The 21,250-nt window shown below is 59.0% G+C and carries 24 protein-coding genes and 1 riboswitch; of the genes, 15 read left to right on the top strand and 9 right to left on the bottom strand.

Features of this window, described 5'->3' with window-relative positions:
- The first annotated feature begins 37 nt into the window (after positions 1–37).
- Positions 38–151: riboswitch (TPP riboswitch) on the top strand.
- 174 nt (positions 152–325) lie between these two features.
- The 6 genes from thiO (at position 326) to A6764_RS19995 (ending at position 5,539) form a co-directional block, all read left to right on the top strand.
- Positions 326–1,438 (top strand): glycine oxidase ThiO, encoded by a 1,113-nt coding sequence (thiO, locus tag A6764_RS20020; RefSeq protein WP_065067745.1) that lies wholly within the window; start codon positions 326–328, stop codon positions 1,436–1,438.
- 235 nt (positions 1,439–1,673) lie between these two features.
- On the top strand, positions 1,674–2,696 hold the full coding sequence (locus A6764_RS20015; protein WP_065067746.1) for a S1 domain-containing protein: 1,023 nt from the start codon (positions 1,674–1,676) through the stop codon (positions 2,694–2,696).
- A gap of 137 nt (positions 2,697–2,833) precedes the next feature.
- Positions 2,834–3,235 carry a YugN family protein gene (locus A6764_RS20010; RefSeq protein WP_029100688.1) on the top strand — a complete coding sequence of 134 codons (402 nt, stop codon included), beginning with the start codon at positions 2,834–2,836 and terminating at the stop codon, positions 3,233–3,235.
- A 201-nt stretch (positions 3,236–3,436) separates the two neighbouring features.
- The gene (locus A6764_RS20005; protein ID WP_029100687.1) at positions 3,437–3,886 is read left to right on the top strand and encodes an NUDIX domain-containing protein; all 450 of its coding nucleotides are present in this window, start codon (positions 3,437–3,439) and stop codon (positions 3,884–3,886) included.
- 98 nt (positions 3,887–3,984) lie between these two features.
- Complete coding sequence (locus A6764_RS20000) at positions 3,985–4,785, top strand: NAD kinase (protein WP_065067747.1); 801 nt, start codon at positions 3,985–3,987, stop codon at positions 4,783–4,785.
- Between the two features lie 31 nt (positions 4,786–4,816).
- Positions 4,817–5,539 carry an MOSC domain-containing protein gene (locus A6764_RS19995; protein WP_065067748.1) on the top strand — a complete coding sequence of 241 codons (723 nt, stop codon included), beginning with the start codon at positions 4,817–4,819 and terminating at the stop codon, positions 5,537–5,539.
- A 36-nt stretch (positions 5,540–5,575) separates the two neighbouring features.
- On the opposite strand, the gene A6764_RS19990 is transcribed toward A6764_RS19995, so the two are convergent.
- The 4 genes from A6764_RS19990 to A6764_RS19975 all read right to left on the bottom strand — a co-directional run bounded on the left by A6764_RS19990 (position 5,576) and on the right by A6764_RS19975 (position 8,716).
- Entirely contained in the window at positions 5,576–6,301 is a 726-nt protein-coding gene (locus tag A6764_RS19990) for an exonuclease domain-containing protein (protein WP_264622344.1), read from the bottom strand.
- A gap of 12 nt (positions 6,302–6,313) precedes the next feature.
- Positions 6,314–6,745, bottom strand: coding sequence for a putative nucleotidyltransferase substrate binding domain-containing protein (locus A6764_RS19985; RefSeq protein WP_264622343.1), 432 nt, complete (start codon positions 6,743–6,745; stop codon positions 6,314–6,316).
- 65 nt (positions 6,746–6,810) lie between these two features.
- On the bottom strand, positions 6,811–7,311 hold the full coding sequence (locus A6764_RS19980) for a DUF294 nucleotidyltransferase-like domain-containing protein (protein WP_264622342.1): 501 nt from the start codon (positions 7,309–7,311) through the stop codon (positions 6,811–6,813).
- A gap of 64 nt (positions 7,312–7,375) precedes the next feature.
- Positions 7,376–8,716, bottom strand: coding sequence for an ammonium transporter (locus A6764_RS19975; protein ID WP_065067749.1), 1,341 nt, complete (start codon positions 8,714–8,716; stop codon positions 7,376–7,378).
- A 260-nt stretch (positions 8,717–8,976) separates the two neighbouring features.
- On the opposite strand from A6764_RS19975, the gene A6764_RS19970 reads away from it, so the two are divergent.
- Positions 8,977–9,534: a histidine phosphatase family protein gene (locus A6764_RS19970; protein ID WP_065067750.1), complete on the top strand. Its 558-nt coding sequence runs from the start codon at positions 8,977–8,979 to the stop codon at positions 9,532–9,534.
- A 92-nt stretch (positions 9,535–9,626) separates the two neighbouring features.
- On the opposite strand, the gene A6764_RS19965 is transcribed toward A6764_RS19970, so the two are convergent.
- On the bottom strand, positions 9,627–9,779 hold the full coding sequence (locus A6764_RS19965; protein WP_162836753.1) for a hypothetical protein: 153 nt from the start codon (positions 9,777–9,779) through the stop codon (positions 9,627–9,629).
- Between the two features lie 151 nt (positions 9,780–9,930).
- Between A6764_RS19965 and A6764_RS19960 the strand changes: the two genes are divergently transcribed.
- Both A6764_RS19960 and A6764_RS19955 read left to right on the top strand, forming a co-directional pair.
- Positions 9,931–10,317: a toprim domain-containing protein gene (locus A6764_RS19960; protein ID WP_065067751.1), complete on the top strand. Its 387-nt coding sequence runs from the start codon at positions 9,931–9,933 to the stop codon at positions 10,315–10,317.
- Positions 10,318–10,352: 35 nt separating this feature from the next.
- A complete protein-coding gene (locus A6764_RS19955; protein WP_065067752.1) occupies positions 10,353–10,559 on the top strand; it encodes a hypothetical protein in 207 nt (68 codons plus the stop codon).
- A 34-nt stretch (positions 10,560–10,593) separates the two neighbouring features.
- Here A6764_RS19955 and A6764_RS19950 read toward each other — a convergent pair whose 3' ends face one another.
- On the bottom strand, positions 10,594–11,373 hold the full coding sequence (locus tag A6764_RS19950) for an undecaprenyl-diphosphate phosphatase (RefSeq protein WP_065067753.1): 780 nt from the start codon (positions 11,371–11,373) through the stop codon (positions 10,594–10,596).
- Between the two features lie 225 nt (positions 11,374–11,598).
- Here A6764_RS19950 and A6764_RS19945 point away from each other — a divergent pair, with 225 nt between their 5' ends.
- The 3 genes from A6764_RS19945 to A6764_RS19935 all read left to right on the top strand — a co-directional run bounded on the left by A6764_RS19945 (position 11,599) and on the right by A6764_RS19935 (position 13,912).
- On the top strand, positions 11,599–12,498 hold the full coding sequence (locus A6764_RS19945) for a CvfB family protein (RefSeq protein ID WP_065067754.1): 900 nt from the start codon (positions 11,599–11,601) through the stop codon (positions 12,496–12,498).
- A 495-nt stretch (positions 12,499–12,993) separates the two neighbouring features.
- The gene (locus A6764_RS19940; RefSeq protein ID WP_141669742.1) at positions 12,994–13,371 is read left to right on the top strand and encodes a hypothetical protein; all 378 of its coding nucleotides are present in this window, start codon (positions 12,994–12,996) and stop codon (positions 13,369–13,371) included.
- Between the two features lie 46 nt (positions 13,372–13,417).
- The gene (locus A6764_RS19935) at positions 13,418–13,912 is read left to right on the top strand and encodes a hypothetical protein (protein ID WP_065067756.1); all 495 of its coding nucleotides are present in this window, start codon (positions 13,418–13,420) and stop codon (positions 13,910–13,912) included.
- A gap of 198 nt (positions 13,913–14,110) precedes the next feature.
- Here the strand turns inward: A6764_RS19935 and A6764_RS19930 are convergent, their stop codons facing one another.
- Genes A6764_RS19930 through A6764_RS19920 form a run of 3 tightly spaced genes read right to left on the bottom strand, consistent with a single transcriptional unit; the run spans position 14,111 to position 17,596 of the window.
- A complete protein-coding gene (locus A6764_RS19930; RefSeq protein WP_044900352.1) occupies positions 14,111–16,057 on the bottom strand; it encodes a TRAP transporter permease in 1,947 nt (648 codons plus the stop codon).
- Positions 16,058–16,588, bottom strand: coding sequence for a DUF1850 domain-containing protein (locus A6764_RS19925; RefSeq protein WP_029100674.1), 531 nt, complete (start codon positions 16,586–16,588; stop codon positions 16,058–16,060).
- 6 nt (positions 16,589–16,594) lie between these two features.
- Positions 16,595–17,596, bottom strand: coding sequence for a TAXI family TRAP transporter solute-binding subunit (locus A6764_RS19920; protein WP_065067757.1), 1,002 nt, complete (start codon positions 17,594–17,596; stop codon positions 16,595–16,597).
- Between the two features lie 201 nt (positions 17,597–17,797).
- Here A6764_RS19920 and A6764_RS19915 point away from each other — a divergent pair, with 201 nt between their 5' ends.
- The 3 genes from A6764_RS19915 (at position 17,798) to A6764_RS19905 (ending at position 21,247) form a co-directional block, all read left to right on the top strand.
- The gene (locus tag A6764_RS19915) at positions 17,798–19,084 is read left to right on the top strand and encodes a sensor histidine kinase (RefSeq protein ID WP_065067758.1); all 1,287 of its coding nucleotides are present in this window, start codon (positions 17,798–17,800) and stop codon (positions 19,082–19,084) included.
- A gap of 4 nt (positions 19,085–19,088) precedes the next feature.
- Complete coding sequence (locus tag A6764_RS19910) at positions 19,089–20,009, top strand: response regulator (RefSeq protein ID WP_029100671.1); 921 nt, start codon at positions 19,089–19,091, stop codon at positions 20,007–20,009.
- A 182-nt stretch (positions 20,010–20,191) separates the two neighbouring features.
- Positions 20,192–21,247 (top strand): tetraprenyl-beta-curcumene synthase family protein, encoded by a 1,056-nt coding sequence (locus A6764_RS19905; protein ID WP_029100670.1) that lies wholly within the window; start codon positions 20,192–20,194, stop codon positions 21,245–21,247.
- Positions 21,248–21,250: the final 3 nt, after the last annotated feature.

Below are 21,250 nucleotides of genomic sequence, written 5' to 3'. Positions count from 1 at the left end.
CCACCGGTCTATACTGAAGGGTGTAAACGACATAACGGAAAGCAACTGGGGGAGTCCATCACGCAGGGCTGAGAGGACGGAAGCGATTGACCGTCGACCCTTTGCACCTGATCCAGATCATGCTGGCGCAGGGAAGTGGTTGCAAGCAAAAGAGCTGTCTGTGTTTGCGGATGCGCATCGGCCCACCTTTCCTGCCGGGGAAGGTGGGCTTTTCGCATGCGTTCGTCCGGCGGGGCGGCATCGGCGGGCGGGGGATGGCGGCCGTTTACCAAGGCTTCGCCGCACGGCAGGGCGGGGCGCAGTTCCAGCGAGGAGAGGAAGAACCATGACAAATTGTTTGATCGTAGGCGGAGGCATCATCGGATTAAGTCTGGCATACGAACTGTCGCGGCGGGGGTTGTCCGTCACGGTGGCAGAGCAGGGGCCATGGGGCGGCCAGGCGTCTTCCGCGGCGGCGGGAATGCTGGCTCCGCTCAAGGAGTTTTCCGAGCCCGGACCGCTGCTTGATTTGGGAATGGATTCGCTTCGCCTCTATCCGGAGTGGGCGGCGGAGCTGGAAGCGGAGGCGGGCGGTGACGTGCAGCTCAGCGTCGACGGGCTTTTGACCGTGGCATTGACGGAGGAGGAAGCGGAGCGGCTGCGCGCAAAGTTCGCCTGGCAGCGGGAGAGCGGTTACGACGTCCACTGGCTGACCGGAGCGGCCATCCGGGACGTCGAACCGCTGTTGACGGATCGGGCGGTGGCGGCGATCCACTCGCCGTCCGAAGGGCACATCAACAACCGGCTGCTGCTGCAGGCGCTGGTGACGGCGTGCAGGCGGCGGGGCGTGACGCTGCTTTCCGGCTGCGTGGTGACGGGCATCGCCACGGAAGGAAGCCGGGTAGTGGGCGTCGAGACGACGGCGGGACCGCTGCGGGCCGACGAAACCGTCATCGCCTCCGGGGCATGGGCCGGCATCATGATGGGCTGGCTGGGGCTGTCCATTCCCGTTCGGCCGGTACGCGGACAGATCGCGGCGGTTGCCTCGGCGGGGATTCCGCTGCGCACGGTGATTTTCGGCAGCACGGGCTACATCACGCCCAAACGGGACGGCAAAATCGTCATCGGCGCCACGGAAGACGAGGCCGGCTTTCAGCGGGAGGTCACGCTGTCGGGCTTGACCGGCGTGCTCAACGGCGTCATGCCGTATGTGCCGGCGCTCTCCTCGGCCCCGTTTTTGGAAGCGTGGGCGGGACTGCGCCCCGCTTCCGCCGACGGCAAGCCGCTGTTGGGGCCGGTGCCGGGATGGACGGGATTGTCGATCGCCGGCGGCCACTTTCGCAACGGCATCCTGCTCTCCCCGATCACGGCCAAGCTGATGGCGGATTATCTGGAACAGGGAAGGGCGGAGCGGCTGCAGCCGTTCTTGCCCGAACGATTTGCGGGCGTCTCGTTGTAAACGATCTTCCTTCCATAAATAAAACCGGTGCTTTCTCCTAAGAAGGCGCCGGTTTTTTCGTTTCGCCGCTGGCTTGGCCAAAAGGGGGTGTTCGGGGTGCCGGGCTGGGGCGCCTTGGTTGCCATTCAGGAATGGTTGGGTCGCAAAATGGGCTAGACTTGCCTGGAAAAATAGACACCTCCCCACACGCAGCCGTATATCGTAATACAGAAACAACAAGAGGGGAGGAGTTTTCATGGAGTCGTCGCAAAAACAACTGTTTCAGGCTGAACCGGCGGCGGTCAGCATGTTGAAGGATATGCGCCAAACCGTGCAGAACATTTGCAAGGAGCACGCGCGGCAAAAGGTACGGATCGAAGCGTTGGACGGCCGCGTGTACGAGGGCAAAATCCTCGATGTTGACGATTTCCACGTCTACGTGGAGATCGAGGAGAACGACGAGGGGCCGGACGAAGATCTGGGAGCGGTGGAGCAGGTCTCCAGCCGGTATCCGCACAACCCGCGGCCGCATAACGGATGCCCGCCTCGCGGCAATGCCGTCAGTCCATACGGTACGGCCGGTCCCAATGTCAGTCCGTACGGGTTGGTGAGCCCCTACGAGACAGGTCCCAACGTCAGCCCGTACGGGTTGGTAAGTCCCTACGAGACAGGTCCCAACGTCAGTCCGTACGGGTTGGTGAGCCCCTACGAGACGGGTCCCAATGTCAGTCCGTACGGGTTGGTGAGTCCCTACGAGACAGGTCCCAACGTCAGTCCGTACGGGTTGGTGAGTCCCTACGAGACGGGTCCCAACGTCAGCCCGTACGGGTTGGTGAGTCCCTACGAAACAGGCGGCCCCGATGCCAGCCCGTACGGAATGGTGAGTCCCTATGAGACGGCCGGTCCGCCCGGCAAACCTGACGAAGCGGTGAGCCCCTACGAGGAAGCCAGTCCGTACGAACAACCTGCCGAGAAGGTGAGCCCGTACGAGGCGGTCAGCCCGTACGAAGCGGTCAGTCCCTATGAAACCGTCGGTCCCCAGGGCAACGTCACGCTGCAAAACAACATCAATCTGTACGGCAGCCCGTATCCCCAGGTAAGCCCGTATACTGACGTCAGTCCGTACCCATACCCGCCCGATTATCCGTACGTTCCGTTCTACCCGTATGTTCCGTACGGCGTGTACGAGGCGCCTGTTTGCAAGAAAAAAAAGCGCCGCTGTCGCCGCAAGGTCATTCCCCTCGCGCTGTTTACCCTGCTGTCGATTGCCCTGATTTGACCATGGAACCAGCAAATGTGAAAGCCTCTGCCGGGCTGTTTCCGGCGGGAGGCTTTTTCCATTTTCCCCGTTGGTTGAGTACAACCGCGCCGTTTGTCGCACACTACCGGTTAGAATCCGGAAAGGCAGGGATGGAGATGCAACCGATTGACAGCAGTTTGACGGGAACGAGAGGCACGTTCGGCTACTTTCGCGAGTCGCTCGAACCGAACGGCTTTACCCTGGCCAACTGGGACTACCACCGGGGATTTTTTGACCGCAAGCTGGACGATCAGGGGATGGTGTATCTGCGGCTGCCGGTGACGGTCAAGGAAGGGGAACTGGACAGCCCGGACGCCTGGTTGGAACTGGGCACGCCGTTTGTGCTGAAACACGTCTACCAGACCGGTGTGGAAGAAGACATCGGCTATTACGTGCCCGTCGCTTCGGCGGCCATGAACCAGTTCCAGGAGCCGGCGGACAAGGATGCGCCTGTAGAACAGGTCTGGATGCGCAAGGCGGAGGCGATCGTCAGAGAGTTGGAAAAACGGTTTGCGTAGCATCAAACGGGCCTTGGGCAGGGGCCCGTTTTTTTGCGGACGACGCCGGCGCTGCCCGCCGGATGGACCTGCCCGCGGCTGATGGAGACGGCCGGCCAGCACCGGTCTGACCTGCCGGGGGCCCTGTCTATGGCGGGGGATTCCGCAGTGGTGTAGAATGGTAGCAACAGGAATGGATTCCCTTCAGGGGAGTTGAAAACGATGGCCTGGTACTACCCGCTGCTCAAACTGTACTGGCGTATCCGCAAGCCGCTGACGCTGGGCGTCCGGCTGATTGTCACGGACGACGAAAAAGGCGTGCTGCTGGTGCGCCACACGTATGTGGGCGGATGGTATTTGCCGGGCGGCGGAGTGGAAAAGGGAGAGACGTTTTTGGAGGCGGCCCGGCGTGAGCTGTGGGAAGAGTGCGGCGTAGAGGCGAGGGAGATGAGGCTCTGCCACCTCTACTACAGCGAGCGGGAAGGGAAGCGGGATCACATCGCGCTGTTCCACGTCACCCGGTACCGCCAGCATGAACGGCCGGAGACGGACCCGGAAGTGGCGGACATGCGCTTTTTTGCCTGGTCGGAACTGCCGGAGCAGTTGTCGCCTGCGACGAGGCGCCGACTGGAGGAGTTTCGCGCCGGCCGTTTTGCGGCGGAGCGCTGGTAGCCCGCGCCCGGTATCCCGGCCGCCGGAGTGTTCCTGTGACATTGTGAATAGCAGGCATGACGATTGTTTGTTATGTGCAGAAGTGAGGGTAGACCACCATGAAAATCGCCACCGTACTGCGGAATGACGACTACTCCCGGGAGGTAGAACGGGAGCTGAAGGAAAAACTGCTGGGAGCCGACAGCCCGTACCGCTTTGTCCAGGAGGAGGACGAGAGGCCCGATCTCGTGCTCTCCATCGGCGGGGATGGAACGCTGCTGGAGGCGGTGCATCAATACGGCTTTGAGCCGACGTACGTCGGCATCCACACCGGCCATTTGGGCTTTTACGCGGACTGGCGGCCGAATGAGCTGGATGCGTTCGTGCAGGCGCTGAAGCAGCAGACGGAGCCGTTTGTTGCCGAGTACCCCACCGTTCAGTGCCGCTTTCTGACCCGCGACGGCCGCATCATTCACAAATGGGCGCTCAACGAACTGGTGATCCGAAACGCGTCCCTGTCCACGCTGGTGGCCTGTGTGTACATAAACGGCGACGAATTTGAAACGTTTCGCGGAGACGGCCTGATCGTCTCTTCCCCGTCCGGAAGCACGGCGTACAACAAGGCGGTGAACGGAGCGCTCGTCCATCCATCCATCGAAGCGATCCAGCTCTCGGAGATCGCGTCGATCAACAATCAGGCGTACCGGACGATCAACAGCTCGCTGGTACTGCCCAAGCACCACGAGGTCGAACTGATCGTGATGAATCCGGAGATCATGATCGGGTTGGACCGGGAGCAGGCGGTCTGGCGGGACGTGTGCTCCATCACCTGCCGCGTCGGCATGGACAAAGTGAAGTTTGCCCGCTACAAGCGGCTCACGTTTTGGAGCCGGGTGCGCAATTCGTTTATTACGGGATAAACGCCGTAAACAGGCGGAGGAGGCGGTTGGGATGAAAAAAGTGGGGACGCTTGCGGCGATTTTTCGCCATCCCGTCAAGGCAATGCGCGGCGAGCGGCTGACGACGTGCCGCGTGGATGCATTCGGCGTGTACGGCGACCGGGGCTATTACTTCCGGGATGAGTCCAGGAACGGCAAGTGTCTCGGTGCGGACGCGGTTCCGGGCGTCTTGGGCTACACCGCCCGGCTGGCGGGTGAGAGCGGTGAGGACGCCTACCCGGAGGTGCGCGTGACCGCGCCGGACGGCACTGTGTACGGCTGGGAGGAGACGCTGTTCGCCAAGGTGGCCGAGGCGACGGGACGGCCGGTGACTGCTGTGCGCAGCACGCCGCGTGAAGGCGGAGAAAACTGGGAAGACCACATCCTGCTGGTGACCGATGCCTCGCTGCGGGAGATCGCCCGCCTGGTTGGCCGGGAGAGCCTGGACCCCCGCCGCTTCCGGGCCAATTTCGTAGTCGTGCTGGATGAGGACACGCCGTTCGTCGAGGATGCCTGGCTGGGCAGGCGGCTGCGCATCAACGACGTGGAACTGCAGGTGAACAAGCCTTGCGAACGCTGCATGTCCGTCAACATCGACCCGGATACGCTGGAGATCCATCCGGCCGTGCTGAAAACGGTGGTAAAGCGGCACCGCAACCACTTCGGCGTGTACGCGTCCGTCGTCACCCAGGGGCGGGTGGCGGAAGGCGACGAGGTGTTTGTGGAGGAACCATGACGAAAGGCTGTCCGGCGAGACTGACGGACAGCCTTTCTATCTGAGTGCCTCGTAAATCTCCCCCAGATCGGTGTACCCCCGCCGAATCGCCTTTCCCAGGTAGATCCCCCAGAGGGAGGCGGCGGCGACGGCATCGCAGTAGGCGTGGTGGCGGCGGGAGATGTGAATGCCGTGGGCGGCGCACAGGGCGTCCAGCGAACTGCTGCCGATCACCTCACCCGACAGGCGGACCAACAGCATGGTGTCCAGCAGCCGGTGGGAAAACCGCCGACGGCCATGCTTCCATAACGCGGCCCGAAAAAACTGCCGCTCGTGGCGGGAGTGGTGGGCGACCAGCGGCCGGTCGCCGACAAACTGGAAAAAGCGCTGGAGCGCGGCAGCCGGATCGGGCGCGGTGCGGACCATCTCGTCGCGTATCCCGGTGAGGGAGGTGACGTGGGGAGGAATCGGCCGGCCGGGGTCGACCAGGCTGTAAAACGATTCCCCCAAGAGCAGCTGTTCACCCCGCATCGCCACGGCACCGATGGAGAGGATGGCGTCGCCGCGGTCAGGGGAAAAGCCGGTCGTCTCCAGATCGACCACGACCACTTCCAAATCGGCGAGCGGCAGGCGGGCCCTCGCTTCTTTTCGTTCGCGCCGCAGTGAACGGAGAAAGGCGGCCAGCCCCAGATCGCTGCCGTCCCGCTCCGCTGCCGGCATCCGTGCTGTATCCGCGGCCCGGCTCATGTGCCACAAGCGACCCCACAGGTTTCGGGTGGGCATACCGGCACCTCCCTACTCCGGGTATGCGGCCAGCAGTTTTTTGGTCCGGTCCTGCAGCCGCAGCGCCAGCTTCATCGCCTCGCGCAGCATCGAGAGCGTATCCGACGACAGCTCCGACAGTTTGACGTAGCTGTTGCTGGCGTAGGTGCCGTCCCGCCAGTGCAGCGGAGCGATCAGCCGCAGGCCCAGGAGCAGCCGGAAGTGGTGCTCCACCTCCCGGCAGAACGGCTCCGGCCAGACGCCCGCTTCCCGCAGGGCCGCCAGCCGCTCCAGCGTGGAGGCGGCGTGGATGCCGTGGGCCAGGGCGAAGTGGCGGACGGCGTTGACGATCGGCAGATACACGCCGTATTTCACGTTGATCGCTCTCTGGTAGCGGCCGGTGATGTCAGGAGCGATCCGGCCCAGCCAGGTAAGCGGAATACGGTGGAAGCGGGTGTTGCTCACAAGCCTGCCGATCAGAATCGGGTTGTGGGCGAGAAGCCTCCGGTACTGCCTGTTCAGCGGCGCAACTACGTCCGGCTCCCCCAGAGGACGCGGGCGTCGCCCACCAACAGGAGATAGCGGGCGTGCTCCCACACCGGATCGGCGGCCCAGGCGGCGAGGCGCTCCATCCATTGGTCCGTGCTGCCGCGCCAGCGGGCGGACACGCAGGTGACGTTGCCGTGGCAGGGCGGATAGCCCACTTGTTCCAATCCCTGCACAATGGCTGCCCCCAGCAGGTGAAAGTAGCCTTCCACACGCTCCGTCTCCCGTTTGTCCATGCCGTCGGGGAGCCGGTAGACAAGCCCGTTGTCTTGATCGCTGATGACGGCCTGTTCGCTTCGCCCCCCGCTGCCAAACTGGAGAAAGGCGAACGGGACGGGCGGCGTACCCACGCCCATTTTCGCCAGGTGGCGCACGGCGAGCAGCACGCCCTGGCGGATCACCCGGTCGTGGATCAGGTTGACGGTCACGGCGTACGGAGCCATTTCCCCGGCCCGCTTCACCCCCTCCAGCCGGGACAGGTCCAAAAGCTCCCGGCGCAGGGAGAGCAGCTCCTGAAACGAACCGGTGTCAGCGATGCGGTGACAGTCCTCAGGTGAGAGAATGAGTGGATCGCCCTTGGGCGGCGGAGACGTAAGGGCGCTCCGACTGCAGCAGTTCGGGATATCCGTATCCCCCGTGTTCGCTAAGGTCAAGGCCCATCACCTCTTCTTCCTCGGTTACGCGAAGTCCCATCGTTTTCTTCATGATGGCGAGAATGACGTACGAAGCGACCAGCACATACACCAGCGCGGAAAATACACCCAGCGCCTGAACGCCCAGTTGGTGGAAGCCGCCGCCGTAGAACAGGCCCGGCATCCCGACGCCCACTTTTTCGACCAGGGCGGGGGCAGCAAAAAAGCCGTTGGACAGCGTTCCCCAGATGCCGGCGATGCCGTGGACGGAGAAGGCGTAGATCGGATCGTCAATGCCCATCCGATCAAACCAGATGGCGGTATAGAATGTAAGAATACCTGCCACGGACCCGATGACAACGGCAGCCCACGGTTCCACAAAGGCGCAGGAAGCGGTGATCGCCACCAGGGCGGCCAGCACGCCGTTCAGCATGCTCGGGATGTCTGCTTTCCCCGTGACGGCCCACGCGATGCCCAGGGCGGCAACCGCGCCGGACGCGGCCGCGAGGTTGGTTGTCAGCGCCACGTGGCCGAAGAGGCCGGAGACGGAGCCGAACGTGGAACCCGCGTTGAAGCCAAACCAGCCAATCCACAAGATGATGACCCCCAGCGTGGTGTAGACCTGATTGTGGCCGGGTATCACGTTGGAGCTGCCGTCCTTGTTGTACTTGCCGAGGCGCGGCTTGAGCAGGACGGTGGCAACGAGGGCGGCCGTCGCCCCGGTCAGGTGGACAACCGTCGATCCGGCAAAATCCTGCTTGCCGTGTTCCGCCAGCCATCCTCCCCCCCAGATCCAATGGCCGACTACCGGATAGATAAAGATCGTAAACAAAATTCCGAAAACGACGTAGACGGAGAGCTTGGCGCGCTCGGCGAAGCCGCCCCAGGCGATGGAGAGGGAGACGCCCGCAAAAGCCAGTTGAAACAGGAACTTGATCCCGACCGGAATGTTGGCGAAGGAAAGGGATTCGTAGGCCGCAGCCGCCTGTTCCTCCGTTCCGTTGAAGAAAAAGCCGGTCAGTCCGATAAACGAGTTGCCGTTTCCAAACGTCAGGCCGAAGCCCAGGGCCCAAAACGCCAAGGTGCAGATCCCAAACGTCAGGACCGTTTTGCCGGCGACGTGTCCGGCGTTTTTCATGCGCGTCGACCCGGCCTCCAGCAGCGCGAATCCGGCCTGCATGAAGATCACCAAAACGGCGGAGACCATCACCCAGGTGGCATCCACGGCGGAGGCGAGAAGAGGCAGTGTCGGTTCCATGCAATCCACTCCTTTTTGATGTCGGATAAACTGACATTTTGTTTGTTATGTGAGATTATATGACATGAAATGGTGGAATGCAATCACTTTTTCGCAAGGCTCGTACCCGGACAGTCCCCCACGAAGGAATGAAGCGATGACGAAAACTACGCCGTCCAGGACGAGCATGGCTGGTGCTGGTTCAAGGCATACGGTGATGATGATGAATCCGTAATGATACAATGAAACAAAATAGGGAATCTCTATGGGGGAAGAACCTTATGAGAACCAATCTGTATGTTGTGCGGCACGCCCATTCCGTTTATACGCCGGATGAAAGAAACCGACCATTGTCCGAACGCGGCTGTCACGATGCGAAAAAAGTAACCGAATTGCTAAAGCAGGTGAATATTGATCATGTCATTTCAAGTCCGTACAGACGAGCGATTCAAACCGTCGAAGGAATTGCCCATTCCATTGGGAAAGCGGTGGAGATCGAGGAAGGGTTCAAGGAAAGAATCTTGTCTGAAAAACCCGTAGAGGATTTTCAATACGCCGTCGCACGGGTATGGGAAGACGAGCATTTTTCATGGGAAGGCGGAGAGTCGAATGCCGCTGCCCAAAAACGGGGAATCAAAGCAACGGAACAGGTTTTGGCCAGGTTTCCCGGAAAGAATGTCGTCATTGGTACCCATGGCAATTTGATGGTATTACTCCTGAATGTTTTTGACAAACGGTACGATTATCATTTCTGGCAGCAACTTTCCATGCCGGATATCTACCGATTGTCGTTCGACGGCACCGATTTGCGAGAGGTCAGCAGGGTGTGGGAAGGGTAAAAAAACCGGGGTACGTACGGGAAGCGATTCGCCCCATCCGTACCAAAACAGCCGCCTTGTGATAAGACGGCTGTTCATGTGACAGGCGGTCCCTACATGGGCCGGGGATGCTCCTTCTGCTGGCGCTGCTGCGAAGCTCCCTGGTTGTCTTCCGTGTGCGTGTCGTCGGCGACCGTGCTGCTGGTCAGGCCGGTGACAGCCAAGCCTTTCTGGTTCAAGTTTTTGGCGCTTTTCCACTGTGCCATGCTGCACGCTCCTTTCTCCCTGGTTCACCTTTAGCTTCCCCCGGCAGGCGTCCGTGTTACGCAGCCAGATGTTCCCGCCGGTCTATTTCCGGCCGCTTTTGGAACGGGTATACTAAACGTATCACCTCGCTGGAAAAGGAGGCGTGGCCGCGTGGAAGAACGCGTCATCATCGTCGAGGGGAAAACGGACAGGGAGCGGCTTCTGCAGGTATTGGCCGAACCGGTTTTGATCTACTGCACGTACGGGTCATACAGCGCGGAGAAGGCGGGACAGCTTGCGGAAAAACTGGAGACGGCCGACGAGGTGTACGTGTTTACGGATGAGGACCACAGCGGAAAAAAACTGCGCAGGCAGCTTTCGGACGATTTTCCACACGCCCAGCATCTGTATACGAAACGGATGTTTGCTCAGGTGGCCAACACGCCGTTGGATGTGCTGGCGGAGATTCTGGAGCGGGCGGGCTTTCAGGTGCAGGAGGGACAGCGGGACCCGGAAATTTGGCCGGACGGGGATAAGAAGCGGCCGCAGGGGCAATAACAACAGTATCTGCACAAGTTGGAGGTGTCTGTTGGTTGCGCAGTCTGGTCGCCTTTATCAACCGGATGAACATCGGGATCTGGCTGTTGGGCATTTTTGTTGCTCACGTCCTGCTCTACCTGTTCTTGGGGACCGCCACCTGGCTGACCACATCGCTCCTGGCCACGGCGTTTTACGGCCTCGTGCTGCTGGTGGCCAAACTGGTGGCCGGCCGGTACGGAGACAAGGAGCACATAAAGTGAAAGAGCCGGCGGTCAGCGCCGGCTTTTTGTTCGTCTATCCGCCGAAATACGGCAGGCCGAGGATGATAATGCCCAGGATCCAGACGTAGACGGCAAAGCCTTTCATCGAGCCGGTGCTGATGATCTTCAGCATCCAGCGTATGGCCACGTATCCGGCGATGGCGGCACACATCGTCCCCACCAGCATCGGAATCATTGCGGCCGTTTCCACCGGTTCCCTGACCAGCTTGAGCGTCTGCAGCACGGTTGCCCCCAGAATGGCCGGAAGCGACAGCAAAAAGGAGAAGCGGGCCGCATCGGCGCGATTGATGCCGCGCAAAAGCGAACCGGCGATCGTCAGGCCGGAGCGGGAGATGGCGGGCAGGATGGCGGCGCCCTGCAGCGTGCCGATGATCAGGGCGTCCGTGTAGTTGATCTCGTCGAACGTCCGCGTCCCCCTGCGCATTGATTCCACCGCCCAGATGATGCCCCCCGTGGCGAGAAACTCCCACCCGATCGTCACACCGGTCCGGGAAATCTCCTCAAAAAAATCTTCAAACGTCAGGCCAATGACGGCGGTGGGAATGGTGCCAACGACCAGCAGGCGGGCCAGTTTGCCGGTCGGGTTGGTCAGGACGTGACGAATCTCCGGCCAAAACACAATGACGACGGCGATCAGCGTCCCGAAGTGAAGCATCGTGTCAAAGAGCAGGCCGGCTTCCTGAAGACCGAACAGCTTGCGGAACAGCACCAGATGACCGGTGCTGGAAATCGGCAGGAACTCCGTCAACCCCTGGACGATGCCGAGAATGATATGTTCCAGAAGCACAAGCATCGCGAGTCGCTCCCATCCATTCAGACTGGTAGTGGCTGCCAGTAAATACGACGGTCATGACCGGTTGGTTACACGGCGGAACCGGTACAATCCATACATATGTGATCGCCGGCCGGACTTGCATGTTTGGCCGAATTTTCTGCGGGATGGGCAAAAAGTTGTGGAATGGATCGCTGTCGGTTGGGTATAGTTAGGATGCAAACAGGAGAGAGAGGAAATGACGGAATGAACAAGAGGCACAACAAACACCGGGCGCAAGCCGCTCCGGCCAACCTTCAGGCGGGCATGACCGTGACGATGACGGTGGTGCGGCAGACGGACATCGGCTATTTTCTTCACGAGGGGGAGGACGAAGTGTTTCTCCACCGGAGCGAAGCGGAAGGTCCGCTCCGGATCGGCGAAGAGGCGGACGTCTTTCTCTACCACGACCACGAGAATCGTTTGGCGGCTACCATGCAGATGCCCTACGTCTCGTGGGGCGAGTACGGCTGGCTGGAAGTGGTGGATGTGTCCCCGCGCCTGGGCGTCTTTTTGGACAACGGCATCAAGAAGCACCTGCTGCTGTTCGTGGATGATCTCCCCAAGATGCGGCAGGAATGGCCCCGCACGGGTGACCGCCTGCTGGTGACGCTGAAGCGTGACAAGCAGGGACGCCTGCTGGCCAAGCCGGCATCAGAGGAGGAGATCAGCCGGATTGCCGTCCCGGCCGACAGCGACATGCACAACAAGTGGGTGGAAGGTACAGTCTACAAAGTGATCCAGGAGGGAGCGTTCCTGTTTACGGACGACGAGCACGTGCTGTTCGTCCACCGCGACGAGATGACGGAACCGCTCCGCCTGGGGCAGTCGGTCCGCTGCCGCGTGATCTACGTGCGCGCGGACGGCCGGCTGAACGGCTCGATGCAGGCGCGCAAGGAAGTCCGGTACGCAGAAGACGCGGACAAGCTGCTCCACTACCTGATCGACCGGGGCGGCGCGATGCCGTACACGGACGACACGCCGGCCGACATCATCCGGGAGAAGTTCGCGATGAGCAAGTCAGCCTTCAAGCGGGCGCTGGGCAAGCTGATGAAGGAGCAGAAGGTGGAGCAGGACGAGGGCTGGACGAGGTTGATTCGCAAGTAAAAAGACGGGTCCCTGAAGAGGGGACCCGTTTTCCATGTCGGGTGTAAATTGTGGTGGTTCTGCAAACAGGATGATCCCGCGAAACGCGCCTGTAGATGGAGAAAGACAGGCATCACACACTTATGATGAAACGAAAGTGGTTTTGTGTCCGTCAAAAATTGTAAATAGTATCGCACTAAAGGATGCACCTGGAACCTAAATGAATGTCTCTCATTCCCCAAGCTGTACATTCCGCTTTTGTTCCCTGTCCCGGAAACATTTCGCGAACACGTTTTTCAGAATCCCCTTTGCATCAAAGAAATACATATCGAATCGTTGCTTTGTTGCTCCAGAAATTGGTACATCAAGTTCCATTGGAGGATGTGTACAGACGGCAACGGTGTCGTAAACGAATTACAAATTTTTGGTTATTTTGAAAATATAGGATTTACACACTCATCATGGATGTGATAACCTTTTATATGTAAATTTTGTAAAAATACTGAAGGGGTTTATGTGAAAAAAATGAAGATGATGATGTTGGCCATAAGTCTAACCAGTGTCGTAGCTACTTCAGCATATGCGGCCAATATTTATTTTGAACAGGGAACAGGAGTTAGTATCTCATACGACAGTGATAATACACAATGGAGAAGTGATGCAGTTACCATTGGTTCGTATGGGACAAAGTATGCTAGAGCCTATACAGAAATATGGGGGGGCGGTAAAAAGCGAGGATACAAAGAAAGCAAGAAAGAATCAGGGACAACAGCTTATGCTAGTGCATACTGCCCAATTGGATTGGATGACACTTATGCCACATCGAATCATAGAATTTGGTGGTCTTCTAGTGACGCTGATTCAATTACTACGTCGGATCGAACAGAACTTTAGTTAGGCAAATTTCGTGAAATCACTTAGAAAAGAGGAGGTTTTTTCGTTGAAAAAGCGCATGGTACTTTTACCTTCACTGCTCACAGTGGCAATACTAACAGGTGTCGGAATTGGAATTGCACCCTACTATGTTGAAGCGCAAAAGAAGGAAAGCAAAAAAATCAAACATGAAGACAAAATAAAGAATCATCGATCAGAGAAGACAAACAAGTTGCTGGAAAAGACCTGGAATACCGCAATGAAAAAATTCAACATCGATACAAATGGCTTGGAGCAGGTAGATTATGCGGACAACCATCATATTTGGGACAAACTTGATACGCGCGAACAGGTCAGCTACACGGAAGCATTGCATCAAGCAATGTCTCACCATAAGATTGGCGACTATGAGCCTCTTTTGTTAGTCGATAAGGATGTAACCCAAACAACGATCCTTTTCCAACGTGGGGACGACAAAACATCAGTGAAAATAGAATTGAAGTCCAAGACGGGCGACAACGGTAAGGAATGGTTTGTTGACGGCCAACCGGAAGAGAAGTAGGCAAAAAGGGAAACGAAGTCTCAACCCATTGGACAATACTGATGCAACGTGATGAAAAACAAAAATGTAGCTCTCCGACTTGGCCCGTCTGGGATAAGAGGAGAGCTATTTTTTTGACTGCTTCGCGTAAAAAAAGAAAAAGGCTGTCGAGATGGCATCGACAGCCTGAAATGGCTTCAGGAAACCGTATGGCACATGCTACGAAGCAACCTGAATCTGCTGCTTTTCCTTGCGCCCCTTGTAATAGGAGAGACCAAACACGAGCGCCAGCAGGGCAAAGCCTGACAAGTCGGTGGCCAGCCCGGGAATCACGGCCAGGACGCCGCCCGCGATCGCCAGGAGACGCTCCAGCGGATTCAGCTTCGACATCCAGAAGCCGATCAGCCCGGCGCCTACACCGATCATGCCGATTGTGGAGGTGATCATCACCCACACCGATTCCCAAAACGTGGTGTCGATCAACAGCAGCTGCGGCGACAGCACGAAGATGTACGGTGCCATAAAGGCGGCGATGGACAGCCTTGTCGACTCCACGCCGGTCTGGATCGGTTTTGATTTGGCGATACCCGCCGCGGCGAACGCCGCCAGCGCAACCGGCGGTGTAATGTCGGCGACGATTCCGAAGTAGAAGGTGAACATGTGCGCGGCGATGTCCGGCACGCCCATCTGGATGAGGGCGGGAGCCGCGATCGTCGACGTGATGATGTAGTTGGCCGTGGTCGGCGTACCCATCCCCAGGATCAGCGACGCGATCATGGTGAAGAACAGGGTGAGAAACAGAATGCCGCCCGCCAGGTCAATCAAGCCGTTGGCCAGTTTCAGCCCGATGCCGGTCAGCGTGACCGTCCCGACGATAATGCCGGCACAGGCCGTTGCCGCCACCACGCCCAGAGCGGTGCGGGCACCGGAGGCGAACGCTTCCAGGATGTCCGCGAGCGACATGCGCGTCTCTTTGCGGAACGCGCCGACGACGACCGTCGACGCAATTCCGATGATCGCGGAGCGCTCTGCCGAGACGCCCATCATCAGCACGACGATGATCACCAGAATCGGCAGCAGCAGATACAGCTTCTTTAGCACTTCCTTTTTGTCCGGCAGCTCTTCCGGGGACAGGCCGCGCAGCCCGAGGCGCTTGGCTTCGAAGTGCGTCATGATCCAGATCCCGGTGAAGAACAGGATAGCCGGCAGCGCAGCCGATTTGGCAATCTCCAGGTACGGAACGTTGATGAACTCCGCCATCAGGAAGGCGGCGGCGCCCATGACCGGCGGCATGATCTGTCCGCCGGTGGAAGACGATGCTTCGACGGCGGCGGCAAACTCGGAACGGTAACCCAGGCGTTTCATCATCGGAATGGTGAAGGCACCGGACGTCACCACGTTGGCGACGGAGCTTCCGCTGATCGTTCCCTGCAGGGCGCTGGAGAAGACGGCCACCTTTGCAGGTCCGCCGATGCGGCGTCCGGCGATCACGAGCGACAAATCGTTAAAGTATTCGCCGACGCCGGTCTTTTCCAGGAAGGCGCCAAACAGGATAAACAGGAAGATAAACGTGGACGACACCCCGAGCGGCGTGCCGAGAATCCCCTCCAGCGTGTAGTAGGAATGGCCGATGATTCGGTCGACGTCGTTGCCGCGGTGTTCCAAAAAGCCGGGCATGTACGGGCCGAAGTAGGTGTACAGCAAAAAGAGGGAGGCGATGATGGAGATCGGCAGGCCCACGACGCGGCGGGACGCCTCCAGCACCAGGAGAATCGCAATGCCCCCGATCACCAGGTCGAGCGTGGTGTAGTTCCCCGTACGCATCACCAGCCCGTCGTAATCGATGACCCAGTAGAGCGATACCAGGACGGCGACGATGGACAGGATGATGTTGACGATCCCTACCTTGCTGCTGTTGTTTCCCTTGGAGCGGCCGGCGTAGAGCAGAAAGACCAGCCCCAGGCCAAACGCCAGGTGGATGGGGCGGTGAATCTGCGGCGGCAGTGTAAAAAAGAGCGAACTGGACAGTTGGTAGACGGAAAACAGAACCAGCAGGACGAAGGTGATCCACTTCATCGGGCCGGACAGTTGGCGCACGGCGGATTCCTTGTCGTACTGCGCAATCAACTGTTCCATTTCTTGTTGACTCATGTGTTGCGTGCTCATCTAGTACCCTCCAATCGCTTGCAAAATGGAACGCTTCTCCACCCGGATGGTTACCGCCGCGCCCGGTTTGTCCACGTCGGCGAGCGGTATTTCCTGTCCGGCGAACAGCAGTGTATGATGAGCCCTCACCTGCCCGATGAACAGATGGAGGGCGGGGAAGGCGCGGTTCATGTTGACGATGCGAAACAGACCGTCACGGCTGATCAGGTGTTCACCGGGAGCCAGTTGGCTTTCCATGCCGATCCCGTAATCCTGAAAGGTCAGTTCGGATAGAATGATCTGCCCGTTTCGGACGCGGTACGTCTCCACGACGGGCGTGCGGTTGATGGAATGAGTCCAGCGTATGGCAAATGTGCCGTTTTCAGCGATTCGGCCGCTCCAAACCGGCCGGTTTGTCTCCGTGTCGCGAACGACCAGAGCGGGGAACATGGGGATGAGAGCCACCAGAATGACAGCGGTCAAAAGAAGGAAGGAGAAAAGGCGGAACGACGTCCGCCCTTTCCCGGTTCCTACCTGTTTGCGCAGAAACATGGGGTCTTACTTTACGCCTTTTTCGTCAAAGAACTTTTTCGCGCCCGGGTGTACCGGCAGGCTGACGCCTTTCAGCGCGTCTTCGATCTTGATTTCCTTTGCCTTGGCATGACCCAGTTTGTCGGTGTTTTCAAAGATTGCCTTGGTTACCTTGTACACCAGGTCTTCGCTCAGGTCGGAGCGGACGACGAGCATCGACTTGACGGAGACGGTGGTGATATCTTCCGGTACGGTCTGGTAGGTGTTGGCCGGGATCGTCGTTTTCACGTAGAACGGATACTTCTGGATCAGCGCGTCAATCTTGTCCGCGTCAACCGGAATGATTCTCACACCTGTGGTGGCAGCCAGCTCGGTGATGGCCGCGGTCGGCGTGCCGGCCGTCTGGAACGCGGCGTCCAATTGGCCGTCCTGAATGGCTTTCGCGGAGTCGGCAAAGGAGAGGCGCTGCAGCTTCAGATCGTCAAAGGTCAGGCCGTACGCCTCCAGGATTTGCTGGGCGTTCATTTCCGTTCCGCTGCCCGGAGAACCGACGGAGACGCGCTTGCCTTTCAGGTCGGCGACGCTGTTGATGTTGCTGTCTTTGGAGACGACGATCTGAATGGTCTCGTTGTAGAGGGCGCCCATCGCCTGGAACGAATCGATTTTGCCGTCTTGTGCGAACATGTTGGTGCCTTTGCTTGCGTACTCGGCAATGTCGTTTTGGACAAAAGCAATGTCGGCTTTCTTGTCGCGGATGAGGCGGATGTTTTCTGCCGAAGCGCCGGTGGCTTGGGCTGTCGCCGTTACGCCGGCGTTTTTTCCGATGAGATCAGCCATGCCCCCGCCAAGCGGATAGTAGGTGCCGCCGGTGCCGCCGGTCGCGATGATCAGTTGGCTCGGATCGCTGCTGCCGCCGCCGGCATTGCCGCCCTGGCCCCCTTGCGCATTGTTTCCGCTGCTGCCGCATGCCGTCATGAGCGACATTGTTACAAGCAGCGTCAGAGAGAGAAGCAGACTGCGCTTTTTCATGAAAATTCCCCCTTATGTAAATAATCATACATACCCTATAGTACCCTTTTTTCGCAATAATACAATATTTCCTCGGAAAATAAGGGACTATACTCCTGGTCAGTGTAAGCGCATACCTACAAAAAACTACAAAAATCTATAGAAGAATATAGTAAAATATAAAATAATGTCGAAACCTTCTTGAAACGAAAGCGGAAACCGATGAGAGAAAGCGTATACATCCTCATGCTGATGCTGATTGCCGTGCCGATCGCAGGCGAGTTGAAATTTCACCCGTTTCAGGACGATTTTCGCGTGAGTTTTGGCACGACCGCCTTTTTCTTTTTCCTGCTGTGGCTGCGCAAGATCCCGGCGTATGTGAGCGGACCGCTGACCGGCTGCCTGGTGGTGCTGTTCCGGGTGGGGCTCGACTGGTTGGGGTCCGATCGCTTTGACTTGCTTGCGTCGATCCACATGCACCTGCCCGCCTTTTTCTTTTACGTGACGTATTCCTGTCTCTTCTCGCTGTTTCGCGTCAACGAGCGGCATCACCGGCCGCTTTTGGTCGGCGGGCTGGCGACGCTGGCGGAGATAGGGGGCAACCTGGTGGAGCTCTTGTTTCGCGCGTCGTCGTGGGAGGCGGTGCTTCAGCTTTCGGTGATCTGGCCGGTGTCGGCGATCGCGCTGATTCGCAGCTTTTTCGTGCTCAGCTTTTTCAACGTGATCCAGCTCCGCCAGGCCAAGTGGATGGAGGAGCAGCAGCGCATCCGCAGCGAGCGCATGCTGATGCTGATCGCCAGCCTGTACGAGGAGTCGGTTCATCTGAAAAAAACCTTGCGGCAGGTGGAGGAGATCACGCGGGAGTGTTACGATCTGTACCGCCGAATGAAGGACAGCGCCCGCGACGAGAACGGCGAGGCCTTCGCCCGGCAGGCGCTGCGCATCGCCGGGCAGGTACACGAGGTGAAAAAGGACAACCAGCGGATTTACGCCGGTCTGTCCAAGCTGATTTCCGACGAAAACGCCAAGGACTACCTGCCGTTGGAAGAGCTGATCCGCATCATCGTCCGCGCCAACGAAAAGTACGCCCGCCTGCTGGGCAAGGACATCCGCTTTGAGGCTCGCGTGGACGCGCCCGAACTGCCCTGCCACATCTACACGACCCTGTCGTTGGTGAACAACCTTGTCGCCAACGCCGTGGAAGCGATCCGGGAGCGCGGTACGGTGGCCGTCTCCGCCGCTTTGGACGAGAGGCAGGAGTGGCTGCGGTTTGCGGTCGGCGACGACGGACCGGGAATCGCCGTCAAGGACAAGGAACTGCTGTTCAAGCCCGGGTTTACCACCAAGTACGACGTGTCGGGCCAACCGTCCACCGGGATCGGGCTTTCGTATGTCAGGGAAGTGGCGGAAACCCTGCAGGGGCACGTCGAGATCTGCGAAAACACGGACGGGTACGCCGCTGTCTTCATCATTCGCCTGCCGGTCGCCCATCTTGTGCAGAAAGGATGATGACATGCGCTATTTTATTGTGGATGACGATCCGGCCATCCGTTCGATGCTGGCTCACATCATCGAGGACGCCGATCTGGGGGAAGTGGCCGGAGAGGCGGAGGACGGTTCGCGGATCGACAAAAACTACCTGGAACTGAAGGGAGTCGACATCCTGCTGATCGACCTGTTGATGCCGAACCGCGACGGGATTGAGACGGTTCGGCACCTGGCCGGCTTTTCCGGCCGCGTCGTCATGATTTCGCAGGTTGAATCCAAGGACATGATCGCGGAAGCGTACTCCCAGGGAATCGAATACTACATCACCAAGCCGATCAACCGACTGGAGGTGATCAGCGTCCTGCAAAAGGTACGGGAGCGCATCCTGCTGCAGCGCTCCATCGAGGGCATCCAGCGATCGCTCAGCGTGTTGACCGGAGGTGCGGGCGGCGAGCGAAAGGAGCAGCCATTGCGGGAAAAGACGATCCGCACGGCGGGCAAATTCCTGCTGACGGAATTGGGGATGATCGGGGAGAGCGGCAGCAAGGATTTGCTGGACATGCTGGACTACCTGTACCGGTTGGAAAAGGAAGAGGCCGGCGACTACAGGTTTCCCGCCCTGAAAGACATCTTTGCCAGCGTGGCCGTGGAGAAATTGGGCCGGCAGGCGGCGGCCGCCGACGTGCAAAAAGAGGTAAAGGCCGCGGAGCAGCGGGTGCGCCGGGCGATCTATCAGGCGCTGACCCACCTCGCGTCGCTCGGGTTGACGGACTATTCCCATCCGAAGTTTGAAAGCTACGCGACCACCTTTTTTGACTTTACCGAAGTGCGCAAACGGATGATGGAGCTGGAGACCCGGATCGAACCGGCTCCGTCGTCCATCCGGATCAACGCGAAAAAATTCATCCTGGTGCTTTATCTGGAAGCAAAACGGCTGATCGGATAGCGTTTGGCGATCACCTCATGACGTTCCTTCCCCCCTTTCATGCCTGGTGGCAGATGGCTCCGGCAGGAGGTGTTCCCCTTCTTTTCGGAAGGTGTGAAGAATTTGGCATGCACGGGGCAACAATGAGGAGAAGAGAGGGCATTTGTGGTAAGATAGTGCTATGTGTGTAAGGAGGGAATGACGTGAGGGAACTACGACAACCGTGGCAGCTGCTGTACAGGATCTACCGCCATGTCCGGCCTGTGCTGGAGCGGGAGTTCGCCGCCTGGTACCGGCGGGCGCAGGCGATTCCGGACCCGGAACTCCGCAAGCAGGCGCTGTCCAGCATGGAGAGCAAGAAATTCCACTGCGAGGGAGGATCCGTCTACGCCGCTCAGGTGGTCCCTCACGTCGAGGTCGTCGTACCGCTTATCGTAGCCTACCAAACCATCAGCGATTACCTGGACAATCTCTGCGACCGCAGCACGTCGCTTGATCCCGAAGACTTCCGGCAGCTTCACCTGTCCATGCAGGACGCCCTGACGCCCGGCGCTCCGCTGCGGGATTACTACCGGTTTCGCAAGGAAAAGGACGACGGGGGCTTTTTGGCCGACCTCGTGCTGACCAGCCAGCGCCATGCCGGGCAGCTTCCCGGCTACGGCAAAATCATGCCGCGCGTGCTGGAGCTGTCCTGCCTTTACAGCGACCTGCAGGTGTACAAGCACATCGCCCACGATCAGCGGGAGAAACGGCTGCTCGCCTGGTGGGACGAGCACAAGGATCGGCACCGGGATCTGTACTGGCAGGAGTTTGCCGCCGTTACAGGATCGACGATCGGCATCTTTGCCCTGTTTTGCCTGGCGACGGAGCCGCACATCCGGGACGAAGAGATCGAGGCGGTCAACGCGGCCTACTTTCCGTGGGTGTGCGGGCTGCACATCCTGCTGGATTACCTGATCGACCTGGAAGAGGACCGGTTGGGCGGCGATCTCAACTTTGTCAGCTATTACGCCTCGGAGCAGGAAGCGACGGAGCGGATGCGGTACTTTATTCAACAAGCAAAGGCAAGCGTCGACCGCTTGCCCAATCCTGCGTTTCACCGTATGATCGTGGACGGATTGGTCGCCTTTTACCTCGCCGATCGCAAGGTAAACCGGAGCCAGCCGCACATTTACACCATTGCCAGAGAGCTGTTGAAACAGGCCAAGGGGTTGCCGTCCGTGCTGTTTTACGTGAACAGCCTGCTCGTTCGGCGCTGAGGC

This window comes from Brevibacillus sp. WF146 (genome assembly GCF_001673705.2).
Classification (GTDB): Bacteria; Bacillota; Bacilli; order Brevibacillales; family Brevibacillaceae; genus Brevibacillus; species Brevibacillus thermoruber.
This window is presented reverse-complemented; position numbering and strand designations above follow the sequence as displayed.